We start from the raw sequence: 17,220 nt of genomic DNA, 5'->3' as shown, positions 1-17,220 counted from the left end.
CATGGCGGAACGAGGCAACCCCCGGGCGGAGCGCACCCGCGCGGCCCTGATCGCCGCCGGCCGACGGCTGTACAGCGAGCGGCCGGTGGACGCCGTGACCGTCGATGACATCGTCCAGGCGGCCTCCGTCGGGAAGGGCAGCTTCTACAATCACTTCGTCGACCGCGAGGCCCTGGTCCGCGCGATCTCGTCGGAAATCCGGGGTCAGGTCGAAACGGCCGTCTCGCGCGCCAACGCCGGCGTCGAGGATCCGGCCCGCCGGATGGCGCGCGCCGTCTGCACCTACCTCCGCTTCGCCCTGGACGGCCCCGAGCCGGCCGGGGTGCTGGTCCGCGTCCACAGCGGGCACACCTCGCTCACGGCCCCGCTGAACCGCGGCCTGGTCGAGGACATCGAGGCAGGCTTGGCCAGCGGACGGTTCACGGTGGCCACAGTCGAGGCGGCCGTCCTCTACGTGCTGGGCGTCACCCAGATGGCCTTGGTGGGCGTGGTGCAGGAGCCGACATTGGCCTACGCGGTCTCGCTATCGCAGCAGATGTGCGCCCTCATCCTGCGGGGCCTTGGCGTGGCCAGCGCCGAGGCAGACCTGATCACCGCCCAGGCCAGCGACGAGATCGTCCGCAAGGGCGCGTTCTCGGTCACGGCCGCCCCCGCGGACGCCACACATTGACCCCGCGCCCCCTGACACCGTTCGAGGGCATGGACATCCGCTCCTTGCTGGACGAGCAAGCCGCCGTTCGGGGCGATCATCCGTGCCTGATCTGGGAGCCCTTCGAGGGTGAGACCGCGCGCTGGACCTATGCGGAATTCCGCGACGCGGTGCGGCGCGTGGCGGGCGGGCTCCATGCCCGCGGCGTGCAGCCGGGCCAGCGGGTGCTGATCCACCTCGACAACTGTCCGGAGTCGATCATCGCCTGGCTGGGCTGCGCCTATGCCGGCGCCGTCGGCGTCACCACCAACGCCAAATCGACGGCCGATGAACTGGGATACTTCGCCGAGCACAGCAAGGCGGTCGGTGCGATCACTCAGCCGAAGTTCGCCGACCTCGTGGCGCTCGCCGCCCCAGCCCTGGGCTGGCGCGTGGTGACCGAGACCGATAACGGCGCGCCGGCCGCTCCGCCCCCAGCAGGCTTCGAACCGTTTGCCGCCCTTGCGGGTGACGACCTGCCCGACCGTCCCCACGATCCCTGGGCGCCCTTCGGCATCCAGTACACATCCGGAACCACGGCGCGGCCCAAGGCGGTGCTCTGGACGCACGCCAACGCGCTCTGGGGCGCGCGCCAGTGCGCGGCGCACGAGGACCTGCGGCCGACGGACGTGCACCTGGTTCACCTGCCGCTCTTCCACACCAACGCGCAGGCCTATTCCGTGCTGGCCGCGCTGTGGTCCGGCGCTAGCATGGTGCTCCTGCCGCGGTTCTCGGCCTCGCGGTTCTGGCCGGTGTCGCTGAAGCACGGCGCCACCTGGACCTCCATGGTGCCCTTCTGCGTGAAAGCCCTGGCCGAACAGCCACGGCCCGAGCGGCACAGCTACCGGTTCTGGGGCAACGGCGTCTGCGAGCCGCCGTGGGACGCGCTGTTCGGCGTCAAGACCATCGGTTGGTGGGGCATGACCGAGACCATCACCCACGGCATCGTCGGCTCTCCGCATCGCAAGGACGCGCCGCTCTCGATGGGCCGCCCGGCGGCAGGCTACGAGATCTACGTGCTGGGCGAAGACGACCGTCCGGTCGGGCCCGGCGAGGTCGGAGACCTCTACGTCCGCGGCGTGCCGGGCGTCTCACTGTTTCTGGAGTATGCCGACAATCCGGAGGCGACGAAGGCGGCGTTCCGGGAAGATGGGCTCTTCATCACCGGGGACCGTGTGCGCCTGGGCCCCGACGGAGGCCTTTATTTTGCGGACCGTTCGAAGGACATGCTGAAGGTCGGCGGCGAGAACGTCGCCGCCTCAGAGATTGAGCGGGTGATTGCCGCCGTGCCGGGCGTCGCCGAAGTGGCGGTGGTCGGCATGCGCCACCCCTTGCTCGACGAAGCGCCGGCCGCCTTCGTCATCCCGCACAGCGGCGCGGTCGCCGACCTCGAAGACCGCATCGCCGCGGCGTGTACGGAGGCGTTGGCCGCCTTCAAGCGCCCGCACTTGATCCGCCTCGTCGACCGCCTCCCGCGCTCGACCCTGGAGAAGGTCGCAAAGGCGGATCTGCGCGCGCAGCTTGCGGCCGAAGCGACGGCTTGATCACAAGTCCGCTCAACGACGAGAGCGCCTTCGATCGGCTTTGCGCCACAACCAGACCTCAAGACAGTTCCGGAGACCCGACGTTCGCACCGACCGAACGGGGCTATCCAACGCTGCCGAAGCCTGCTCAGGGCGCAGGCGCCATAAGCACGGACGGGGTGCAGGCTGGCGACCCGCGGCGTATATTCGCGGCGCCGGCCCGGCCTCGGGCCAGCCATCTAAATGGAGGCCGCCATGACCATAATGGCTTTGTTTCGTTCGAACCGCATCGACCAGAGCGCCTACGACGCGATCATCCAAGAGCTCAATCTGGAGGCCCAGCCGCCGCATGGCGCCCTGAGCCACGCCTGCGGCTTCGACGCGAACGGGATCTGTGTCTGCGACGTCTGGGAGTCCCGCCAGGATTTCGCCGCCTTCCTAAAAGACCGGCTGCGGCCCACCTTCACCAAGCTCAACTTGGAGTACGAGCCGCCGACCGTGCTCGAGACCTACGCCTTCAACGTCACCGAGGACGTCGACAGGTACAAGCAAACGGCCGCGCCTGAGACTGCCGGTGGCCGACCCGACCTGAGACCGTCGGCCCACTAGCGCCATCGCGCCCTCGCTGCAGATCCTGGCGAGCCTGAGCCAGGGCGGACGCGTCGGGCGCGCGCTCCTTGATGGAGAAGACCGTCGGCGCCGAGATCTGCCAACGGCTGACCAACCTCGCCGCTTGCACGTGACGGCGAGCGAATGCCTGCTTGGCGCCATCAGGAGACGTTGGCTTTCGGGTGAAGAACGGGAACTCGCGCCCTCCCTTGCTTAAACACCGCCGGGCAGCGTTTGGCTAACGGCCTTTGAGGCTTGGTTGCGCACAAAGGCCAAGGCCTGCCCCGCCGACGTCGCCCGCGCTCGCCTTTCCGTCTCCAGCCCGGTTGGGCTCCCCATTGCAAAGCGCTACCGGTCAGGAGGCGCGTGGGGCCCGCCAATGACCCACAGGGCCTCCCGATGTGCGCGCACTGTTGGGCCGAGCGCCATACACCAGGGCGCCGGGCGCGGATCACGCCGCCGGGGCACCGGCCGTATCGTCTACTTCTCTGCGCAGTCGGTCTTCAAAGCGCTCCAGCCAAGGTCGTTCCGCACGCTGGGCGTCAAGGTTGAAACTCCAGCCGTGCTCCCCCATCCACCGGTAGTTCAGATAGGCCCTTTCCTCGATCCGACGCACGTCTGCCCACTGGACGTCGCTGACCTTCGGAGCGGCTCCAGTGGCGCGCTCGAACGCCGAGATAATCTCGCTGAAGGCGAGCTCGTCGCCAGCCAGGTTGATGACCTTCAGACCCGGCGGCTCGTCCGGGGCCAGGATAGCCTCGGCCGCGGTCCGGCCGATGTCTCGCACTGAGATGAGCTGGAGAGCCCTGTCTCCGAGCCCAAGCTTCAGCATGCCCAGAATGAGCGGCGCGATACGATGGTGGCGCTCCATCAGCGATTCCATGAAGAACACCGGTCTTATGGCGTAGGCGTCCATTCCGAGGGTCGCGAGGCGCCGCTCAATGACTCCCTTGCTCTCGAAATGAGGAAGACCGGTGGGGAGATCTGCGGCCGCGACGGAGGCCTGCACGAAGCGTCGTACGCCCGCGGCGTTCGCGATCTCCGCAAGTAAGGCCGCCTGACGAATCTCGCTGGCTTCGCCGTGGGCCCAGGGATCCTGCACGCTGAACACGGCGTCGACGCCCTGCACGGCGCGTTCCAGGTCTTCCCGGACATCAAGATCACCCCGTACGATCTCCGCGCCCCGCTCCGCCAGCTTGGACGCTGCGGGACTTGTCGGATCACGCGTCAAGGCCCGAACCGCGAAACCTCCCCTGAGGAGTTCCCTCGCAACGCCGCCGCCTTGCTTGCCTGTCGCGCCAACGACCAGCGTGGATTGACCCGAACCCATTCCAGAACCCTTCCCTTTCGCGCCTCACCCGGCCGCATTTGTCTCATATCAAAATCGTTCTCGACTGTAATCAATTTGATCGTTAATTGTCTCTCGAATTATCGTCGCGCTGGAGCGGTCAGTCCGCTTCTCGCCAACGGTCGCAAGAGAGGGGACGGAAGCACATGGCAACCATTACCGGGTTTGCTGACAGTCGAACCGAGAGGATCGCGACATCGAGCTTTGTCTGGCTCGGGGTTGGCCTTGCGTTGTCGATGGTGGCGCTTGGCGGAAGGTGGGATATCCCGCTCGCCGCCTGGTTCGCGCCCATATTCCTGCTGCGCTTCACACGGACGAGTTCAATGCCACTGGCGCTCGGTGGCGTCGTGCTTGCGCTGACCGCTCAGGCTATGGGGCTGGTCGCGTCATATGGGATCGCGTTCAATGTTCAGATTGCGCTGATCTGCCTGACGCTTGGCGTGTTGTATGCGGTCCCGTATGGCCTTGATCGCATCTTTGCCGGGCGACTGGGCCCTCTGGGCCGCCTCTTCCTCCTGCCCGCCGCAGCCGCGCTCCTCGAGTATCTCATCGCGATGACCCCGACGGGGGCGAGCCTCCTCACGCGCGCCAACTCGCAAGGCGAGAACTTGGCCCTCCTCCAGATCATCTCGCTGCTCGGGCCGTACTCGATCGGCTTCATGATCGCCCTAGGCGCCACCGCCGCGAACCAGATCTGGGAAGCCCCATCGCGGCAGTCGTGGGTGCGCTACGGCGGATCCTTCGCCGCGCTGATGGCTGCGGTTTTGGCCTATGGCCAAGCCCGCATCGCCTATGCAACGCACGGGGCTGGACCCGCCACGGTGAGGGTGGCCGGCATCGTGCCTCGCGCCGACCTGCGCCAGCCGGCAAGCGATGGCGTCACCATGGCGAACTTCCCGCCGTCTCCGGCCGTCCGATCCGCCACGACGACACCCGAGAAGCGCGTGCTCTACGCGAGGATCCAAGAGGAGTTGATCGAGGATACCCGCAAAGCCATCGCTTCGGGCGCGCAGTTGGTCGTCTGGTCGGAGACAGCCGCGCAGATGCTCGAGAGCGACAAGGCGGCTTTCCTGCCTCGCATCGCTGAGGTCGCGCGGACCGGAAAGGCCTACGTCAACATCGGCGTGGGCGTGCCGTTCGAGCGCAACGAGACTTTCCTATTCGGCCCGGACGGTCGCCAGCTCTGGCACTACCGCAAGAACAATCCCGTGCCGGCGATGGAGCCGGTGGCGCCGTTCAAGAACGCGCCGCCGGTCGTTGAAACGCCCTTCGGCCGCCTCAGCAATGTCATCTGCTACGACGCGGACTTCCCCTCCCTATCACGGGTGCGCACTGACGTGATGTTGGTGCCCGGCTGGGACTGGAAGGAGGAGGCGTATGTCCACACTATGAAGATCGCGCGCCTGCGGGCCATCGAGAACGGCTATTCGATGCTCCGCGTCGACTACCTCGGCGTCACCGGGGCTTTCGATGCCTACGGCCGCGTCCTGGGCCAGCAGAACACTCTCGATGGCAAGCGGAACGTCATGTACGTCGATCTGCCGACCCAAGGTGTCCGCACGCTGTACAACCTGACCGGCGACCTCTTCGCATGGATTTGCCTGGCGGCCACCGTCGCGCTTTGCCTTCTGGCGGCGTCGGGCCGCGGGCGTCGCGGGTCAATTGCCGCGTAGTTGATGCTCATCGGCGGGACTCGCCCCGCCGATGAGCCCATCGCGTGACACGAGCGGCGACTAAAGCCCTGCCTTCCACGCGCGCGGCGACTCCTTCGGTCGGGCCTCGCCGAGGTTGCGACGCAGGTTCTAGTCGGGGTCGCCCTGGTGGGCCTCGTCGGGACAGGGCATGGCCGCGAGTCGCTCAACGAGCTTTTGGAAGCGTTTGCGCTCTCTATCCGTGATCTCCCCGAACAGCTTCCGCTGAAGGTCAGCCACCACTCGGTTCGAGCTTTCCAAGAGCGCTCGCCCTCCGTCCGTGAGCCGGAGCACATTCCGGCGTCGATCTTGGCTGGAGACGACGCGTTCCACGAGAGCGCGCACTTCGAGCCCATCGATCAGTGGCACCATTCGGGGCGCGTGCAGCCCGAGCGCCTTGCTCAACTCCAGTTGCGACATGTCCGACCTATCGGAAATGCAGAGCAGTGCATCGTACTCGCGCGGCGTGAGCCCGACCGGCGCAAGGGCCGCCTCCGCTTGCGACATGACAATTTCGCCGAGTTGGATGGCCAACCGCGCATAAGTCGGCTCGCTGAACGTCGGGAAACTTGCGCCGAGGGACCTGGGAGGAGAAGCCATGGCCCGTTGTGCTGTTCACGCCCCCATTGGTCAACAACGCGAATTGTTACAGTCGGGAATCATATTGGATGCGAGTCGTTTGGCTAAGCGCGCGAACTGACTGTCGGCTCTGAGCCGTTCCCGCCCTCTCGACGTGGCCAACTGTCCACTGCCCGACAGCGGACTCTCCCAAGATCTTAGACGAGTCAGGTTCCGTCATTGGGCGGCGTCCAATCCCGAAGCCCAAACTGGCGGCGCTGAGATACCCGAAAACAGACGCTGCCAACGGCTGCAAAGAGCCCAAACCGGACGCCGCGCCGCGCGTCAGCTACGCGTAGCGCCACAGCTTAGGGCCGTTCGGATTCACGAGGAGGTGGAGGCCGCCAGAATCGCTGACCTTGAAGGGCATACCGGTCGGCTGGAGGGCTCGAAGCTTGACGTCTGTCAGGGACATCTTGTTGGTATTTCACGAGCTCACGTTGGTATCCAGCGGAAATTGTACCAACAAACTCTCTGGCTGTCAGTGGATCACTCCGGACCTCTTCAGACCAATTATGTAGTATTTTCAGTTCTTTATGACACATCTCCGGACGCCAACGGACGTCCGTGGAAGCGCGCTGGTGGGCCCGGTAGGACTCGAACCTACAACCAGACCGTTATGAGCGGTCGGCTCTAACCATTGAGCTACAGGCCCCTGCAGCGACGGTTCGCGGGGTTACCACGACCTGCACGCGCCTTAAAGCCGCCGTTCAGGTGGGGTTTGCAACAAGCGGAACCGCAAGGGTCGGCTCGCCGTTAGGTCGAGGAGCCGGCCCCAGGCAAGTCTGCTCATCCCCGACTGGAGACATCCATGAAAACCCTCGTCCGCGCCGGCGCCCTGGCCCTGCTGCTCGCGACCGCCGCGGCCGCACCCGCCGCCCTGGCCCAAACCCCGCCGGCTGGAGCCGCTTCCATGTTCAACGCCACCACCCTCAACCTCTCGGCCTATGGCGAGACCCGCGTCGCGCCCGACAAGGCCACGATCAATCTGGGCGTGGTGACGGAGGCTCCGACCGCCGCCGGCGCGCTTTCGGCCAACGGCGAGCGGATGAACAGCGTCATCGCCGCCCTGCGCAAGGCCGGCATCGCCGAGAAGGACATCCAGACCTCGGGCCTGAACCTCTCGCCGCAGTACGACTACGTTCAGAACGAGCCGCCGAGGCTGCGCGGCTACCAGGCCTCCAACCAGGTGACCGTGACCGTCAACGACCTGGCCAGGCTGGGCGCGGCCGTCGACGCCACGGTCAAGGCCGGCGCCAATCAGGTGAACGGCATCTCCTTCGGCCTGAAGGATCCCACCGCCGCCGAGAACGCCGCGCGCCACGAGGCGGTCAAGGCGCTCAGCGCCAAGGCCGCGCTCTACGGCCAGGCGACCGGCCACCGTATCAGCCGGCTGGTGTCGCTGAGCGAAGGCGGCGGCTATTCCGTCCCGCCGCCCATGCCGATGGTGGCCTATGCGCGGATGGAGAAGGCCGACTCGTCGGGCACGGCGATCTCGGGTGGCGAACTGTCTGTGCGGATCGACGTCACCGCCCTCTACGAGATGACCCGCTAGTCACGGACGGACAGATGGGACGGGCGGCCGGTGCTTGCGCCGGCCGTCCGGACCGGCGACCCTCGACCGATTGGGAGAGGCGCCATGGATCCGTTCAAACAGGCTTGGAGCCATCTGAGCGTCAGCCAGGAGGGCCCGGTCGCCTTGGTGCGTCTCAATCGGCCCGAGGCGCGCAATGCGCTCAACACCGCCTTGATGGAAGAGCTAACCGCCTTCGCCCGCGCGGTTCGGCGGCGCAGCGACCTCACCGCGGTGATCCTCACCGGCGCCGAACGTTTCTTCTCGGCCGGCGCCGACCTCGGCGCCCAGGGTGAACGGCGCAAGCCCACCCTGCTCGAGACCCGCCAGGCCGTGATGGCGGGTCCTGACATGTGCGAGGCCTGGGCGGAGATCGAGGCGGTCACCCTGGCGGCCCTGGAGGGCTACTGCATCGGCGGCGGCTGCGCGCTCGCCGTCGCCTGCGATTTCCGGATCATGGGCTAGGGCGCGACCATGCGACTGCCGGAAGTGCCGCTCGGCATCAATATGAGCTGGCGCAGCCTGCCACGGATCGCCGCCCTGGTCGGCCCGGCGCGCGCCAAGCGGTTCGTGATGTTCGGGGAAGCGGCCTCGGCCGCCACCTGCCTGGACTGGGGATTCTGCGACGAGGTGGTCGTCGACGGCGAGGCTCTGGCGGCCGCCCAGACCTGGGCCGCCAAGCTCGCCGCCCTGCCGCCCCTGCCCGTGCGCATGACCAAGGAGGCGATCGACGCGGTGACCAAGGCCGGCCATCACGCGGCGACCTTCATGGACCGCGACCAGTTCCTGCTGACCAGCCGCAGTTCGGATTTCCAGGAGGGCGTGGCGGCCTTCCTCGAGAAGCGGTCGCCGAAATTCACCGGAGACTAGAGCCCGGCCTCCTTGAAGGCCGCGTCCAGCTTGTCGGCGATCACCACGCCAGGGGGGACCTGATCGCCCTCCATCACCGCGGCGTAGACCATGTCGTGACCCTCGATGGGGCCGGACGCCCAGGCCACAAGGCGCGAACCCTCGGGATTGCTGGGGCAGCTGGCGGTCATCGGGGTCTTGCCGGCGAGGGCGGCTTCCAGCAGATCGTCCGGCGTCTGGGCCAGGCCGCCGCCGCAGGCCGGCAGCTTACGGCCGCAGACCACGTTGGAGCCGAAGCGGTAGACGGTCTTGCCGCGCTCAGCGATCAGCACGCAGGTTCCCGGATCGCCGACCGCCTCGCCGACCGCCTGGTCCAGCACCGCCTTGTCGACACCTTCGGGCGCGTTCGGCGTGCAGGCGGAGACGAGGAGCGCCGCAAGCAGAGGACCTGCGGCGCGCGCGATCACGCGGCCAGCTTCACGTGGTTGCCGTCGTCCAGCAGCACGACGGTGGGGGAATAGTTGCGGGCTTCCTCGGACGGCAGCATGCCGTAGGTCACCACGATCACCTTGTCGCCCTTTTGCACCAGGCGTGCAGCCGCGCCGTTGACGCCGATGACCTTGGAACCGCGGGGGGCCTCGATGGCGTAGGTGGTGAAACGCGCGCCGGTGGTGATGTTCAGCACATCGACCTGCTCGTGGGGCAGGATGCCCGAGGCGTCCAGCAGATCGCGGTCGATGGCGATCGAACCTTCATACTCGAGATCGGCCTGGGTCACCGTGGCGCGGTGCAGCTTGGCCTTCATCAGGGTCACCAGCATGGGCGGTCCTTCAACGTGCAGTGCACAATGCCCTCAAAATGAAGGGCCAGCGGATATAGCCGCGAAAATAGGACGGTTCAATTGTCGCGATGCAACAAACCTGACCCTAGGTCAATTGGTCGCGTACCGGCGTTTGGCGAGGTCGAGCGCGGGATTCTCCAGCAGAATCGGCGGGATAGGCCCGCGGGCGTCCAGGGCCGCCGGATCACGTAGGGTGAGCTGATATTTTTGTGACCGCCCGCCCTAGCCGGCCTTTTCGTGCAGGAAGGCCGACATCTCGTCCAGCAGTGGCGCAAGGCTCCGGAACGGCCGGGCGATGGCCTTCATGACGTCGTTGTGGTCCAGGCCCGGATAGTGACGCTCCTCCACGCTCGCCCCTGCCCGGCGCAGGGCCGCGGCCAGATAGGCGGTGTCGCGCGGCGGCACTTCCGCGTCGGCCTCGCCCGTGGCCAGGAACATCGGCGGGGCGTCGGGGCGGGCGAAGGTGGCGGGTTGGGTCGTCGCGAGATCCAGCTGCTGGCCGAACACATTGGTCGCCCCGGCCCCCTTCAGCGGCAGGAAATCGTAGGGCCCGGCCAAGCCCGCCACGGCCTTGACGGCCCGCGGGTCGACCCCCGCGGCCTTCAGATAGTGCTCGTCCAACGCCAGCATCACGGCGTTGTAGGCGCCCGCCGAATGGCCGAGCAGCACGATGCGGCCGGGATCGCCGCCATAGGCCGGGCCATGGTCCGCCGCCCATCGCACCGCCAGGGCGCCGTCCTCCAGGAAGGCCGGGAAGCGGACCGCCGGATAGAGTCGGTAATCGGGTAGCACCACCACGAAGCCCTTGGCCGCCAGGGCCCGGGCCGTCCACTCGTAGTCCTGCCGCCGTCCCGTCTCCCACGAGCCGCCGTAGAAGAACACCGCGATGGGCCGCGGCGCCTCGATGCGGCGCGGGGCGTAGACGTCGAGGGTCTGACGTGGCGCGGTTCCGTAGGCCAGGCCCGTGGCGCTGCGCAGGGCCGGATCATGCGGCACGAAGGTGTTGAACACGCCGAGCGGCGTGCAGGCGCTGGCCAGCACGGCCGCCGCCGCGACCAAGCCTGCCCGCGCGGTCCGGTGGAGCGGCAGGAGCGGAGCGCGAGGCGGCATGTCCCAGGGCTATCGGCGTTCCCGCCGCCTCGCAACCGTGGCGGCGCGCCATACCGAAACCTCGGACTTGACGCGCCTAGCGTCACCCGGCGCAAATCCTTCCGAAGCTGGCCTCGAGACGGTCGGCGCGACATTCGGGAGCGGGCGACATGGACGGCGATCAGGCTTTGGGCGGCTTTTCCTCGCAGGGCCTGGCGGCCATACCGGCCAGCCTGGCGCCGGTGGTGGCGGCTGGCGACCTCTCGGGCTTCGTCACCCTGCTGTGGCGCAAGGGCGAACTGGCCCAGGTCAACACGCTGGGCTCGCGCGACGTCGAGGCGGGCCTGCCCATGACGCGCGACACCCTGTTCCGCATCGCCTCCATGACAAAGCCGATCACCTCGGTGGCGGCCCTGATGCTGCTGGAGGAAGGCAAGCTCAGCCTGGACGATCCGATCACCAAATGGCTGCCCGAATTCGCCGACATGAAGGTGCTGAAGTCGGCGACCGGGCCGCTGGACGAAACCTATCCCTCGCCCCGCGACATCACCATCGACGACCTCATGACTCACCGATCGGGGCTCGCCTACGGCTTCACCTCGATCGGCCCCATCGCCCATGCCCATGAAGAGCGGCTGGGCTCCCCGCTTCTGGTGCCGCATACCCCCGACGAGTGGTTGAAGCGGCTGGGATCCCTGCCGCTGTCCTATCCGCCGGGCGAGCGCTTCCACTACAGCCACGCCACCGAGGTGCTGGGCTTCCTGGTCGGCCGCGTCGCCGGAACCGGCTATCGCGACTTCATCATGGAGCGGATCCTGAAGCCGCTCGGCATGGACGACACCGACTTCTGGTGCCCGCCGGACAAGCGCGACCGCATGGCCAAGCTCTACCGGATCAACCCGGAGACGGACAAACTGCAGGACGTCTCCTTCCCGCAGGTCGACGGTCCGCCGGCCTTCTGCGCCGGGGGCGGGGGCCTGATCTCGACGGCCGACGACTACCTGAAGTTCGCCCGCATGATGCTGAACGGCGGCGAACTGGACGGCCGGCGCTATCTCAAGCGCGAGACCGTCGAACTGATGCGGGCCAATCGGCTCACCGACGACCAGCGCCAGATCCCGTTCATGGGCATTCCGTTCTGGCTGGGCCAGGGCTTCGGCCTGGGCCTCTCGGTGATCACCGATCCCGAGAAGCAGGCCTGGATGGGCGCTGGGTCGGAGGGCTCGTTCGGCTGGCCTGGGGCCTTCGGGACCTGGTGGCAGGCGGACCCGGAGGAGGACATGGTGATGATCTACCTCGTCCAGAACTCCATGCCGCTGGGGCCAGAGGCGGCCTCACAACTGGCCACGGGTCAGCGCATGGGCGGTCGCGCCGCCCTGCCGGTGTTCCAGAAGCTGACCTACGCGGCCCTGGGCAGACCGCTCTAAGGCTTGCGCGGCTCCACGCACATCGGCTGGCCTTGATAGAGGTCGCCGATGATGCTGCCGTCGCGGGCGGCGAGCTTGCGCGCCTTTTCAAAGGCCAGGTTTTCCGTGGGCGCCTTCTGGCCGGGCGCGCAGACCGGCGCGTCCACCCGCATGCCCTGCCGGCAGATGCAGATGTCCTCGCGCTTGTCCAAGCGGCTGCCCGGCACCTTGCACACCACGGGCAGGCTCTGGCCGCCGACATCCAGGCATAGGGTGGTTTCGGTCGGCGGGTTGGCCGACATCCCGCCCTGGGCCAGGGCCAGGCCCGAGCTGGCCGCGAGCGCGGCGGCGGCGAAAAGGAAGGTGCGGATCATGTCGAGGCCTCCAGACGTCACGCGAACATAAGGCGCCCAAAGCGTGGCGCCTTTCGGGCAGCCATGGCTATCGAGATTCACCATGTCTCCCAGCGAAGGCTTAACCGCCAGGCCCCCATGGTGGCGGTTGGGAGGGCCCGCCATGGATCCGATTGCGACCGCTCAGTACGGCATGCTCGCGGCCAGCCGCCGTTTCGAGGCCTCGGCCTTTCGAACCGCGCAGATGGGCGACCCCAACGCCAATGTGGATCTCGGTTTCGAGGTGGTCGAACAGATCACCGCCAAGCACGAGTTCTCGGCCAACGCCGCGGTGATCCGCACCGCCGACGACATGCTGGGCGACTTGCTGGACGTCCTCGCCTAGCCAAGCGCTTTACACGACGCCCCAGGCCCGGTAGCCGCCGGTCATGGCTTTGCGCTCGCTCTTCGTCACCCAGGTCTATGAGGCTTCGCTCGCCGGCGAGCGCGACTTCGCGGGCTTCAACGCCGAACTCGAGGACGCCTGCCGCATGCTGGCCGATGAGGACGCGGCCGGCCGCGCCTGGTGCAAGCAGAACGCCTATGGCGGCTACACCTCCTACGCCTCGTTGGACGACCTGCCGACCCGGGCCAGCGTGTTCGGCGACCTGAAGCGCAAGCTCGACCGGCACGCCGGGGCCTTCGCCAAGGACCTGGCGTTCGACCTGGGGGCCCGGCGGCTGAAACTGGACAGCCTGTGGGTCAATGTCCTCAAGCCGGGCGCGGCCCATTCGGGCCACATCCATCCGCACAGCGTGATCTCCGGCACGGTCTATGTGGCGACCCCGCCCGGGGCCAGCGCGCTGAAGCTGGAGGATCCCCGCCTACCCTTGATGATGGCCGCCCCGCCTCGCCGGCCGGACGCTGCCGAGCCGGCCAGGACTTTCGTGTACCTGCAGCCCGAACCCGGCACGATCCTGATGTGGGAAAGCTGGCTGCGCCACGAGGTCCCGGCCAACGCCGCCAAGCGCGAGCGAATCTCCATCAGCTTCAACTACAGCTGGCGCTAGGATGGCGTCATGGTCGAGCCTCCGCTCCCGACGCCCGCTGATCTCAAGCCGCTGACGGCGCGCGCCGTCGTCCTGGGCGAGCGGATCGACACCGCGGGCCTCGAGCGTCGCGACGCCATTTCCAGCGCTCCCCTCTCCTTCCGGGTCGCAGATGGCCTGGTGGTCGTGTTCCGCTACGGCGTGGTGGTGATGATCGGCCTCGACCCTCTCGCCGAGGACGAGGTGCTGCGCGGCGTCGCCCCCCGCGTCCAGGGACCGGTCAGCCAACGCGAAGAGGAAACCATCCGCCTGGCCGCCCGCGACGACCAGGACGAGGGCGTTCAGCCCGACGGGGTGATCCGCATCGGGGCGCTGTCGCCGGACAAGCTGCTGGTGGTCGCCGACGCGGTGGCCAAGAGCGCGGCCCTCGCCAGCGACGAACGCCAGGTGGCCGAGGTGTTCGACACGATCGAACCGTGGGCTCGGCGTCTGTCGGAGACCGGCCGCAGCTCCGGCGGACGGCGCGACATGATCCGGCTGATCGGCTCGGCCCTGCTGGTCCAGCACCGGGTCGCCGAGCGGGTGGCGGTGCGCGAGAAGCCCGACATCCTCTGGGATCGGCCGGACCTGGAGCGGCTCTACGCCCGTCTGGAGGACGAGTACGAACTGGTCGAGCGCGCCGAGACCCTGGGCCGCAAGCTGGAGCTGATCGGCGAGACCGTCACGGTGATGACCGACCTGATCGACACCCAGCGTTCGCTACGACTGGAGGCGATCATCGTGGGCCTGATCGTCTTTGAGATCATCATCACCCTGACTCAGATAATGACCGGCCTCTACTAGGGGATCAGCGCCGGGCGCAGGCGCCGCGCTGGTATTCCTTGTTGCGCAGGAAGGCATATGCCTTGCCGTTGTAGCGCACGATCGGAAAGCAGAAGCCCGGCCCACCCACCTCGATGTCCGGCCAGCCGCCGACGCCCCGGGTGGGGAGGAAGGTGGGAATGCCCTGGTTCTGCTCGACGAGACGCCAGGTCCCCGCCGCGGTCTTCTCGGTGATGAAATAACCCTGGCCGGTATTGCCGTAGCAGTAGGTCCCCGAGCCGGTGATGACGATGTCGGGCCGGCCGTCGCCGTTGAGGTCCTTCACCCCGTCGGCCTCGATGGAATACTGGCACTCAGCCCCGCTCTCGCGATCCACCCACTTGCCGGACTTGACGCCCGCCGCCCTGAACGCCGCGGCCCGGTCGGCCGGGCTGACCTGGGCCTGCGCGGAGCCCGCGGCGACCACCACCGCGACGATGATCCCGATCACCAGACGATGCGCCATGCCAGCCCCCAGGTCCTGCCCTGGGGGAAGGGTAACGCCGTTATTCGACTGTTGTCACGGGCGGGGTTTGAAGAGTTCGCCGAAGAAATCGCCCTTGTTCCAGGCCGGCTTCTGGTCGGCGTCCGCGATTTCGCGGGCGATCTCATAGTTCAACCTGGCGAACTTGGCGCCCACCGCATAGTCGATCGGCTGGGCGAGGTCGTCGCTGGGCTTGTGGTAGTTGTCGCGCAGGAAGCTGGTGAAGGCTGCCTGGCCGCCGTTCTCGAACCCGGTCATCAGGAATACCGAGGGCACGCCGCGCTCCACGAAGCGGAAATGGTCACTGCGGGTGAACAGGCCCTCGTCCGGCAACGGATCGGGCAACAGCTTCACCCCCATGCGCGCCCCGGCCCGGGTCACCGCCGGGCCCAGGGTCGAGCGCTCGGCTCCGAACGCCACCACGTCGATGAAGTCGTAGGTGAGGATCGGCATGTCCAGATTGACATTGGCCACGATGGGCGACGCTGTGGTCGGGTTCAGGGCGAAGTACTCCGAGCCGATCAGCCCCTTCTCTTCGGCGGTGTTCAGCAAGAACAGCAGGGTGCGCCGCGGGGCCTTGCCCGCCAGGAAGGCGCGGGCGACCTCCAGGGTCGTGGCCACCCCGCCGGCATTGTCCAGGGCGCCGTTGTTGACGGCGTCGCCGTTCACCGGATTGGTCGAGACGCCGATGTGGTCCAGGTGGGCGGAGAGCACGACCACTTCATTCTTCAGGATCGGGTCGGAGCCCTCGATCAGGCCCACCACATTGACGCTCTCCAGCGTCTTCGGCTCGGTGTTGAGCGCGGCGTCCAGCCTGGACGGCAGGGCGAAGCGCGGCGGCGCGCCGGTCTCGGCGGCGGCGTAGACCTGTTCCAGGGGCTTGGGCGCCCCGACGAACAGCTTGGCCGCGCCCTTGACGCTGATCCGGGCGAGCTCCGGCGTGGATCCGGCGGGGGTGAAGGCCTGGCCCGAGGACTCACGCCAGCTCATCCCCCAGGACTTCCATTGCCGCGCGGCGTTGGCGAAGGGTTGGCGCGCCTCGTCGCTGGGCGTGTTGACGCTGATGAAGCCGACGGCGCCGCGCTTTTCGGCCTGCAGCCGCTTGGTGCGGCCGTTGGCGTAGTAGGCGCGCTCCTCGGTCTGGAAGGTCTTGGGCGCGCCCGCGAGCGCCACGACGATCTTCCCCTTCACGTCGAGGCCCGCATAGTCGTTGCGCTTGCCGGCCACCACGCCGAAGCCCACGAAGACCATCGGAGCCTGGAGGGCGGTGGCCGCCGCCAGCGGATTGCGGCCGGGCAGATAGTCCTCGCCGAACACCAGCGGCGTCGCCGGTCCACCCTTGGCGACCACGGCGAACCGGCCCTCGTCGGCAGGACGGAAGCCGCTCATCGGCACGGATTGGAAGTAGGAGCCGCCCGCCGCGCCCGGCTTCACCCCAATCTGGGCGAGCTGCGAGGCCACATAGTTGGCGGCGATGGCGTGGCCGGTGGAGCCGGCCTCCCGCCCCTGCATCAGGTCGTCGGCCAGGAACGCCACATGGGCCTTGATCCGCTCGGCCGAGCGCTCGGGCTCGGCGCCGGACACAGGCGTCGCCGCCAAGACAGCGGCGGACACGCCCGCCAGCACCCCAAAGAACTTCATGCGGCCTCCCCGAGTAAGGGAGGAGCTTAGGCGGGCCGATGGGCTCGGCGCACATTAAGTCGCTGTAACGATCGCTACGGCGCGCGGTCCTCGAGGGCGTGAAAGATCCGCGCGACCAACACACGTTGCGGCTCGATGGCGTATTGAATTACGTAGCCATCCCGGCCGAAACGAACGGCGATTTCCCGGAATCTTCCTTCCGGATCCAGATGCCCTCGCTCGGCGAGTTCGGCCAGCGACAGAACCGCGTCCGAGATGGTCGCCGCCGCGCGATTGGCCGCTCCCGGGCTCTTCCTCGCTAGAAATTCCTCAAGCCGCGCCAAGTCTCGCCTGGCACGGCCAAGGACGAGCACCTGCCGCTTCAATCGCTGGCGACCCGCCGGGCCACGGAGGCGCGAAACTCGGCCATCGTCGTCTCGGCGTCGAAGCTCTCGCCGGTGCGATCGAACTCGGCGAGCGCCTCGCGTGCGCCCTGCCAGCGATCGCCATCAAGCCCCTCGGCGATTAGACCTGCCGCATAGTCGCCGACCGGGCGGCCAGCGGCGTCCGCCGCGGCCTGCAGCCGGCGGGCGGTTTCGTCGTCGAGCTTGAGGGTCAGATCGCCGTCGGCCATGGCGC

At 67.8% G+C, this 17,220-nt stretch carries 20 protein-coding genes, 1 tRNA gene and 1 pseudogene; 10 read left to right on the top strand and 12 right to left on the bottom strand.

Annotation, left to right across the window (positions count from 1 at the left end):
* The first annotated feature begins 1 nt into the window (after position 1).
* The 3 genes from V6M51_RS02425 to V6M51_RS02415 all read left to right on the top strand — a co-directional run bounded on the left by V6M51_RS02425 (position 2) and on the right by V6M51_RS02415 (position 2,820).
* Positions 2-670: a TetR/AcrR family transcriptional regulator gene (locus tag V6M51_RS02425; protein WP_332764319.1), complete on the top strand. Its 669-nt coding sequence runs from the start codon at positions 2-4 to the stop codon at positions 668-670.
* The gene (locus V6M51_RS02420) at positions 667-2,232 is read left to right on the top strand and encodes an AMP-binding protein (RefSeq protein WP_332764318.1); all 1,566 of its coding nucleotides are present in this window, start codon (positions 667-669) and stop codon (positions 2,230-2,232) included. The genes V6M51_RS02425 and V6M51_RS02420 overlap by 4 nt, the downstream gene beginning before the upstream one ends.
* Before the next feature lie 234 nt (positions 2,233-2,466).
* Positions 2,467-2,820, top strand: coding sequence for a hypothetical protein (locus V6M51_RS02415; protein WP_332764316.1), 354 nt, complete (start codon positions 2,467-2,469; stop codon positions 2,818-2,820).
* A gap of 451 nt (positions 2,821-3,271) precedes the next feature.
* Here V6M51_RS02415 and V6M51_RS02410 read toward each other — a convergent pair whose 3' ends face one another.
* A complete protein-coding gene (locus V6M51_RS02410) occupies positions 3,272-4,150 on the bottom strand; it encodes an NmrA/HSCARG family protein (protein WP_332764314.1) in 879 nt (292 codons plus the stop codon).
* A 164-nt stretch (positions 4,151-4,314) separates the two neighbouring features.
* Here V6M51_RS02410 and V6M51_RS02405 point away from each other — a divergent pair, with 164 nt between their 5' ends.
* Complete coding sequence (locus V6M51_RS02405) at positions 4,315-5,841, top strand: nitrilase-related carbon-nitrogen hydrolase (protein WP_332764312.1); 1,527 nt, start codon at positions 4,315-4,317, stop codon at positions 5,839-5,841.
* Positions 5,842-5,970: 129 nt separating this feature from the next.
* Here the strand turns inward: V6M51_RS02405 and V6M51_RS02400 are convergent, their stop codons facing one another.
* The 3 genes from V6M51_RS02400 to V6M51_RS02395 form a co-directional block, all read right to left on the bottom strand.
* A complete protein-coding gene (locus V6M51_RS02400; protein ID WP_332764310.1) occupies positions 5,971-6,393 on the bottom strand; it encodes a MarR family winged helix-turn-helix transcriptional regulator in 423 nt (140 codons plus the stop codon).
* A 373-nt stretch (positions 6,394-6,766) separates the two neighbouring features.
* Complete coding sequence (locus V6M51_RS23825; RefSeq protein WP_442957832.1) at positions 6,767-6,892, bottom strand: Arm DNA-binding domain-containing protein; 126 nt, start codon at positions 6,890-6,892, stop codon at positions 6,767-6,769.
* Positions 6,893-7,056: 164 nt separating this feature from the next.
* Positions 7,057-7,132: transfer RNA gene (locus tag V6M51_RS02395), tRNA-Ile, on the bottom strand.
* 156 nt (positions 7,133-7,288) lie between these two features.
* On the opposite strand from V6M51_RS02395, the gene V6M51_RS02390 reads away from it, so the two are divergent.
* The gene (locus V6M51_RS02390) at positions 7,289-8,032 is read left to right on the top strand and encodes an SIMPL domain-containing protein (protein WP_332764308.1); all 744 of its coding nucleotides are present in this window, start codon (positions 7,289-7,291) and stop codon (positions 8,030-8,032) included.
* Between the two features lie 84 nt (positions 8,033-8,116).
* Positions 8,117-8,920, top strand: a pseudogene (locus V6M51_RS02385) (enoyl-CoA hydratase/isomerase family protein).
* Here V6M51_RS02385 and V6M51_RS02380 read toward each other — a convergent pair.
* The 3 genes from V6M51_RS02380 to V6M51_RS02370 form a co-directional block, all read right to left on the bottom strand.
* Positions 8,917-9,366: a hypothetical protein gene (locus tag V6M51_RS02380; RefSeq protein ID WP_332764307.1), complete on the bottom strand. Its 450-nt coding sequence runs from the start codon at positions 9,364-9,366 to the stop codon at positions 8,917-8,919. The pseudogene V6M51_RS02385 and the gene V6M51_RS02380 sit on opposite strands and share 4 nt — an antisense overlap.
* Positions 9,363-9,719 carry an aspartate 1-decarboxylase gene (panD, locus tag V6M51_RS02375; RefSeq protein ID WP_305674541.1) on the bottom strand — a complete coding sequence of 119 codons (357 nt, stop codon included), beginning with the start codon at positions 9,717-9,719 and terminating at the stop codon, positions 9,363-9,365. The genes V6M51_RS02380 and panD overlap by 4 nt, the downstream gene beginning before the upstream one ends.
* Positions 9,720-9,962: 243 nt before the next feature.
* The gene (locus V6M51_RS02370) at positions 9,963-10,850 is read right to left on the bottom strand and encodes an alpha/beta hydrolase (protein WP_332764305.1); all 888 of its coding nucleotides are present in this window, start codon (positions 10,848-10,850) and stop codon (positions 9,963-9,965) included.
* Positions 10,851-10,999: 149 nt separating this feature from the next.
* Here V6M51_RS02370 and V6M51_RS02365 point away from each other — a divergent pair, with 149 nt between their 5' ends.
* Complete coding sequence (locus V6M51_RS02365) at positions 11,000-12,256, top strand: serine hydrolase domain-containing protein (RefSeq protein WP_332764303.1); 1,257 nt, start codon at positions 11,000-11,002, stop codon at positions 12,254-12,256.
* Here V6M51_RS02365 and V6M51_RS02360 read toward each other — a convergent pair.
* Positions 12,253-12,609 carry a hypothetical protein gene (locus tag V6M51_RS02360; protein ID WP_332764302.1) on the bottom strand — a complete coding sequence of 119 codons (357 nt, stop codon included), beginning with the start codon at positions 12,607-12,609 and terminating at the stop codon, positions 12,253-12,255. The two genes, V6M51_RS02365 and V6M51_RS02360, sit on opposite strands and share 4 nt — an antisense overlap.
* 142 nt (positions 12,610-12,751) lie before the next feature.
* Between V6M51_RS02360 and V6M51_RS02355 the strand changes: the two genes are divergently transcribed.
* The 3 genes from V6M51_RS02355 to V6M51_RS02345 are packed head-to-tail and all read left to right on the top strand — an operon-like array spanning position 12,752 to position 14,459.
* The gene (locus tag V6M51_RS02355; RefSeq protein ID WP_332764301.1) at positions 12,752-12,973 is read left to right on the top strand and encodes a flagellar basal body rod C-terminal domain-containing protein; all 222 of its coding nucleotides are present in this window, start codon (positions 12,752-12,754) and stop codon (positions 12,971-12,973) included.
* Positions 12,974-13,016: 43 nt separating this feature from the next.
* Positions 13,017-13,637 carry a TIGR02466 family protein gene (locus tag V6M51_RS02350; RefSeq protein ID WP_332764299.1) on the top strand — a complete coding sequence of 207 codons (621 nt, stop codon included), beginning with the start codon at positions 13,017-13,019 and terminating at the stop codon, positions 13,635-13,637.
* A 9-nt stretch (positions 13,638-13,646) separates the two neighbouring features.
* Positions 13,647-14,459, top strand: coding sequence for an RMD1 family protein (locus V6M51_RS02345; protein ID WP_332764298.1), 813 nt, complete (start codon positions 13,647-13,649; stop codon positions 14,457-14,459).
* A 4-nt stretch (positions 14,460-14,463) separates the two neighbouring features.
* Here the strand turns inward: V6M51_RS02345 and V6M51_RS02340 are convergent, their stop codons facing one another.
* The 4 genes from V6M51_RS02340 to V6M51_RS02325 form a co-directional block, all read right to left on the bottom strand.
* On the bottom strand, positions 14,464-14,943 hold the full coding sequence (locus V6M51_RS02340) for an FG-GAP repeat domain-containing protein (protein ID WP_332764297.1): 480 nt from the start codon (positions 14,941-14,943) through the stop codon (positions 14,464-14,466).
* 54 nt (positions 14,944-14,997) lie between these two features.
* A complete protein-coding gene (locus V6M51_RS02335) occupies positions 14,998-16,602 on the bottom strand; it encodes a M28 family metallopeptidase (RefSeq protein WP_332764295.1) in 1,605 nt (534 codons plus the stop codon).
* A 74-nt stretch (positions 16,603-16,676) separates the two neighbouring features.
* Complete coding sequence (locus V6M51_RS02330; protein ID WP_332764712.1) at positions 16,677-16,955, bottom strand: type II toxin-antitoxin system RelE/ParE family toxin; 279 nt, start codon at positions 16,953-16,955, stop codon at positions 16,677-16,679.
* 8 nt (positions 16,956-16,963) lie between these two features.
* Positions 16,964-17,215: a hypothetical protein gene (locus tag V6M51_RS02325; protein ID WP_332764293.1), complete on the bottom strand. Its 252-nt coding sequence runs from the start codon at positions 17,213-17,215 to the stop codon at positions 16,964-16,966.
* Positions 17,216-17,220: the final 5 nt, after the last annotated feature.

Source organism: Phenylobacterium sp., from assembly GCF_036677185.1.
GTDB lineage: Bacteria > Pseudomonadota > Alphaproteobacteria > Caulobacterales > Caulobacteraceae > Phenylobacterium.
The sequence above is the reverse complement of the archived record's forward strand: the minus strand, read 5'-3'. Positions and strand labels throughout refer to the sequence as shown.

What these genes read in the sequence shown, in the direction of transcription:
- V6M51_RS02425 (WP_332764319.1), top strand. Translation starts at nt 2, where the DNA reads ATGGCGGAACGAGGCAACCCCCGGGCGGAGCGCACCCGCGCGGCCCTG.
- V6M51_RS02415 (WP_332764316.1), top strand. Translation starts at nt 2,467, where the DNA reads ATGACCATAATGGCTTTGTTTCGTTCGAACCGCATCGACCAGAGCGCC.
- V6M51_RS02410 (WP_332764314.1), bottom strand. Translation starts at nt 4,150, where the DNA reads ATGGGTTCGGGTCAATCCACGCTGGTCGTTGGCGCGACAGGCAAGCAA.
- V6M51_RS02405 (WP_332764312.1), top strand. Translation starts at nt 4,315, where the DNA reads ATGGCAACCATTACCGGGTTTGCTGACAGTCGAACCGAGAGGATCGCG.
- V6M51_RS23825 (WP_442957832.1), bottom strand. Translation starts at nt 6,892, where the DNA reads ATGTCCCTGACAGACGTCAAGCTTCGAGCCCTCCAGCCGACCGGTATG.
- V6M51_RS02390 (WP_332764308.1), top strand. Translation starts at nt 7,289, where the DNA reads ATGAAAACCCTCGTCCGCGCCGGCGCCCTGGCCCTGCTGCTCGCGACC.
- panD (WP_305674541.1), bottom strand. Translation starts at nt 9,719, where the DNA reads ATGCTGGTGACCCTGATGAAGGCCAAGCTGCACCGCGCCACGGTGACC.
- V6M51_RS02370 (WP_332764305.1), bottom strand. Translation starts at nt 10,850, where the DNA reads ATGCCGCCTCGCGCTCCGCTCCTGCCGCTCCACCGGACCGCGCGGGCA.
- V6M51_RS02365 (WP_332764303.1), top strand. Translation starts at nt 11,000, where the DNA reads ATGGACGGCGATCAGGCTTTGGGCGGCTTTTCCTCGCAGGGCCTGGCG.
- V6M51_RS02360 (WP_332764302.1), bottom strand. Translation starts at nt 12,609, where the DNA reads ATGATCCGCACCTTCCTTTTCGCCGCCGCCGCGCTCGCGGCCAGCTCG.
- V6M51_RS02355 (WP_332764301.1), top strand. Translation starts at nt 12,752, where the DNA reads ATGGATCCGATTGCGACCGCTCAGTACGGCATGCTCGCGGCCAGCCGC.
- V6M51_RS02350 (WP_332764299.1), top strand. Translation starts at nt 13,017, where the DNA reads ATGGCTTTGCGCTCGCTCTTCGTCACCCAGGTCTATGAGGCTTCGCTC.
- V6M51_RS02345 (WP_332764298.1), top strand. Translation starts at nt 13,647, where the DNA reads ATGGTCGAGCCTCCGCTCCCGACGCCCGCTGATCTCAAGCCGCTGACG.
- V6M51_RS02340 (WP_332764297.1), bottom strand. Translation starts at nt 14,943, where the DNA reads ATGGCGCATCGTCTGGTGATCGGGATCATCGTCGCGGTGGTGGTCGCC.
- V6M51_RS02335 (WP_332764295.1), bottom strand. Translation starts at nt 16,602, where the DNA reads ATGAAGTTCTTTGGGGTGCTGGCGGGCGTGTCCGCCGCTGTCTTGGCG.
- V6M51_RS02325 (WP_332764293.1), bottom strand. Translation starts at nt 17,215, where the DNA reads ATGGCCGACGGCGATCTGACCCTCAAGCTCGACGACGAAACCGCCCGC.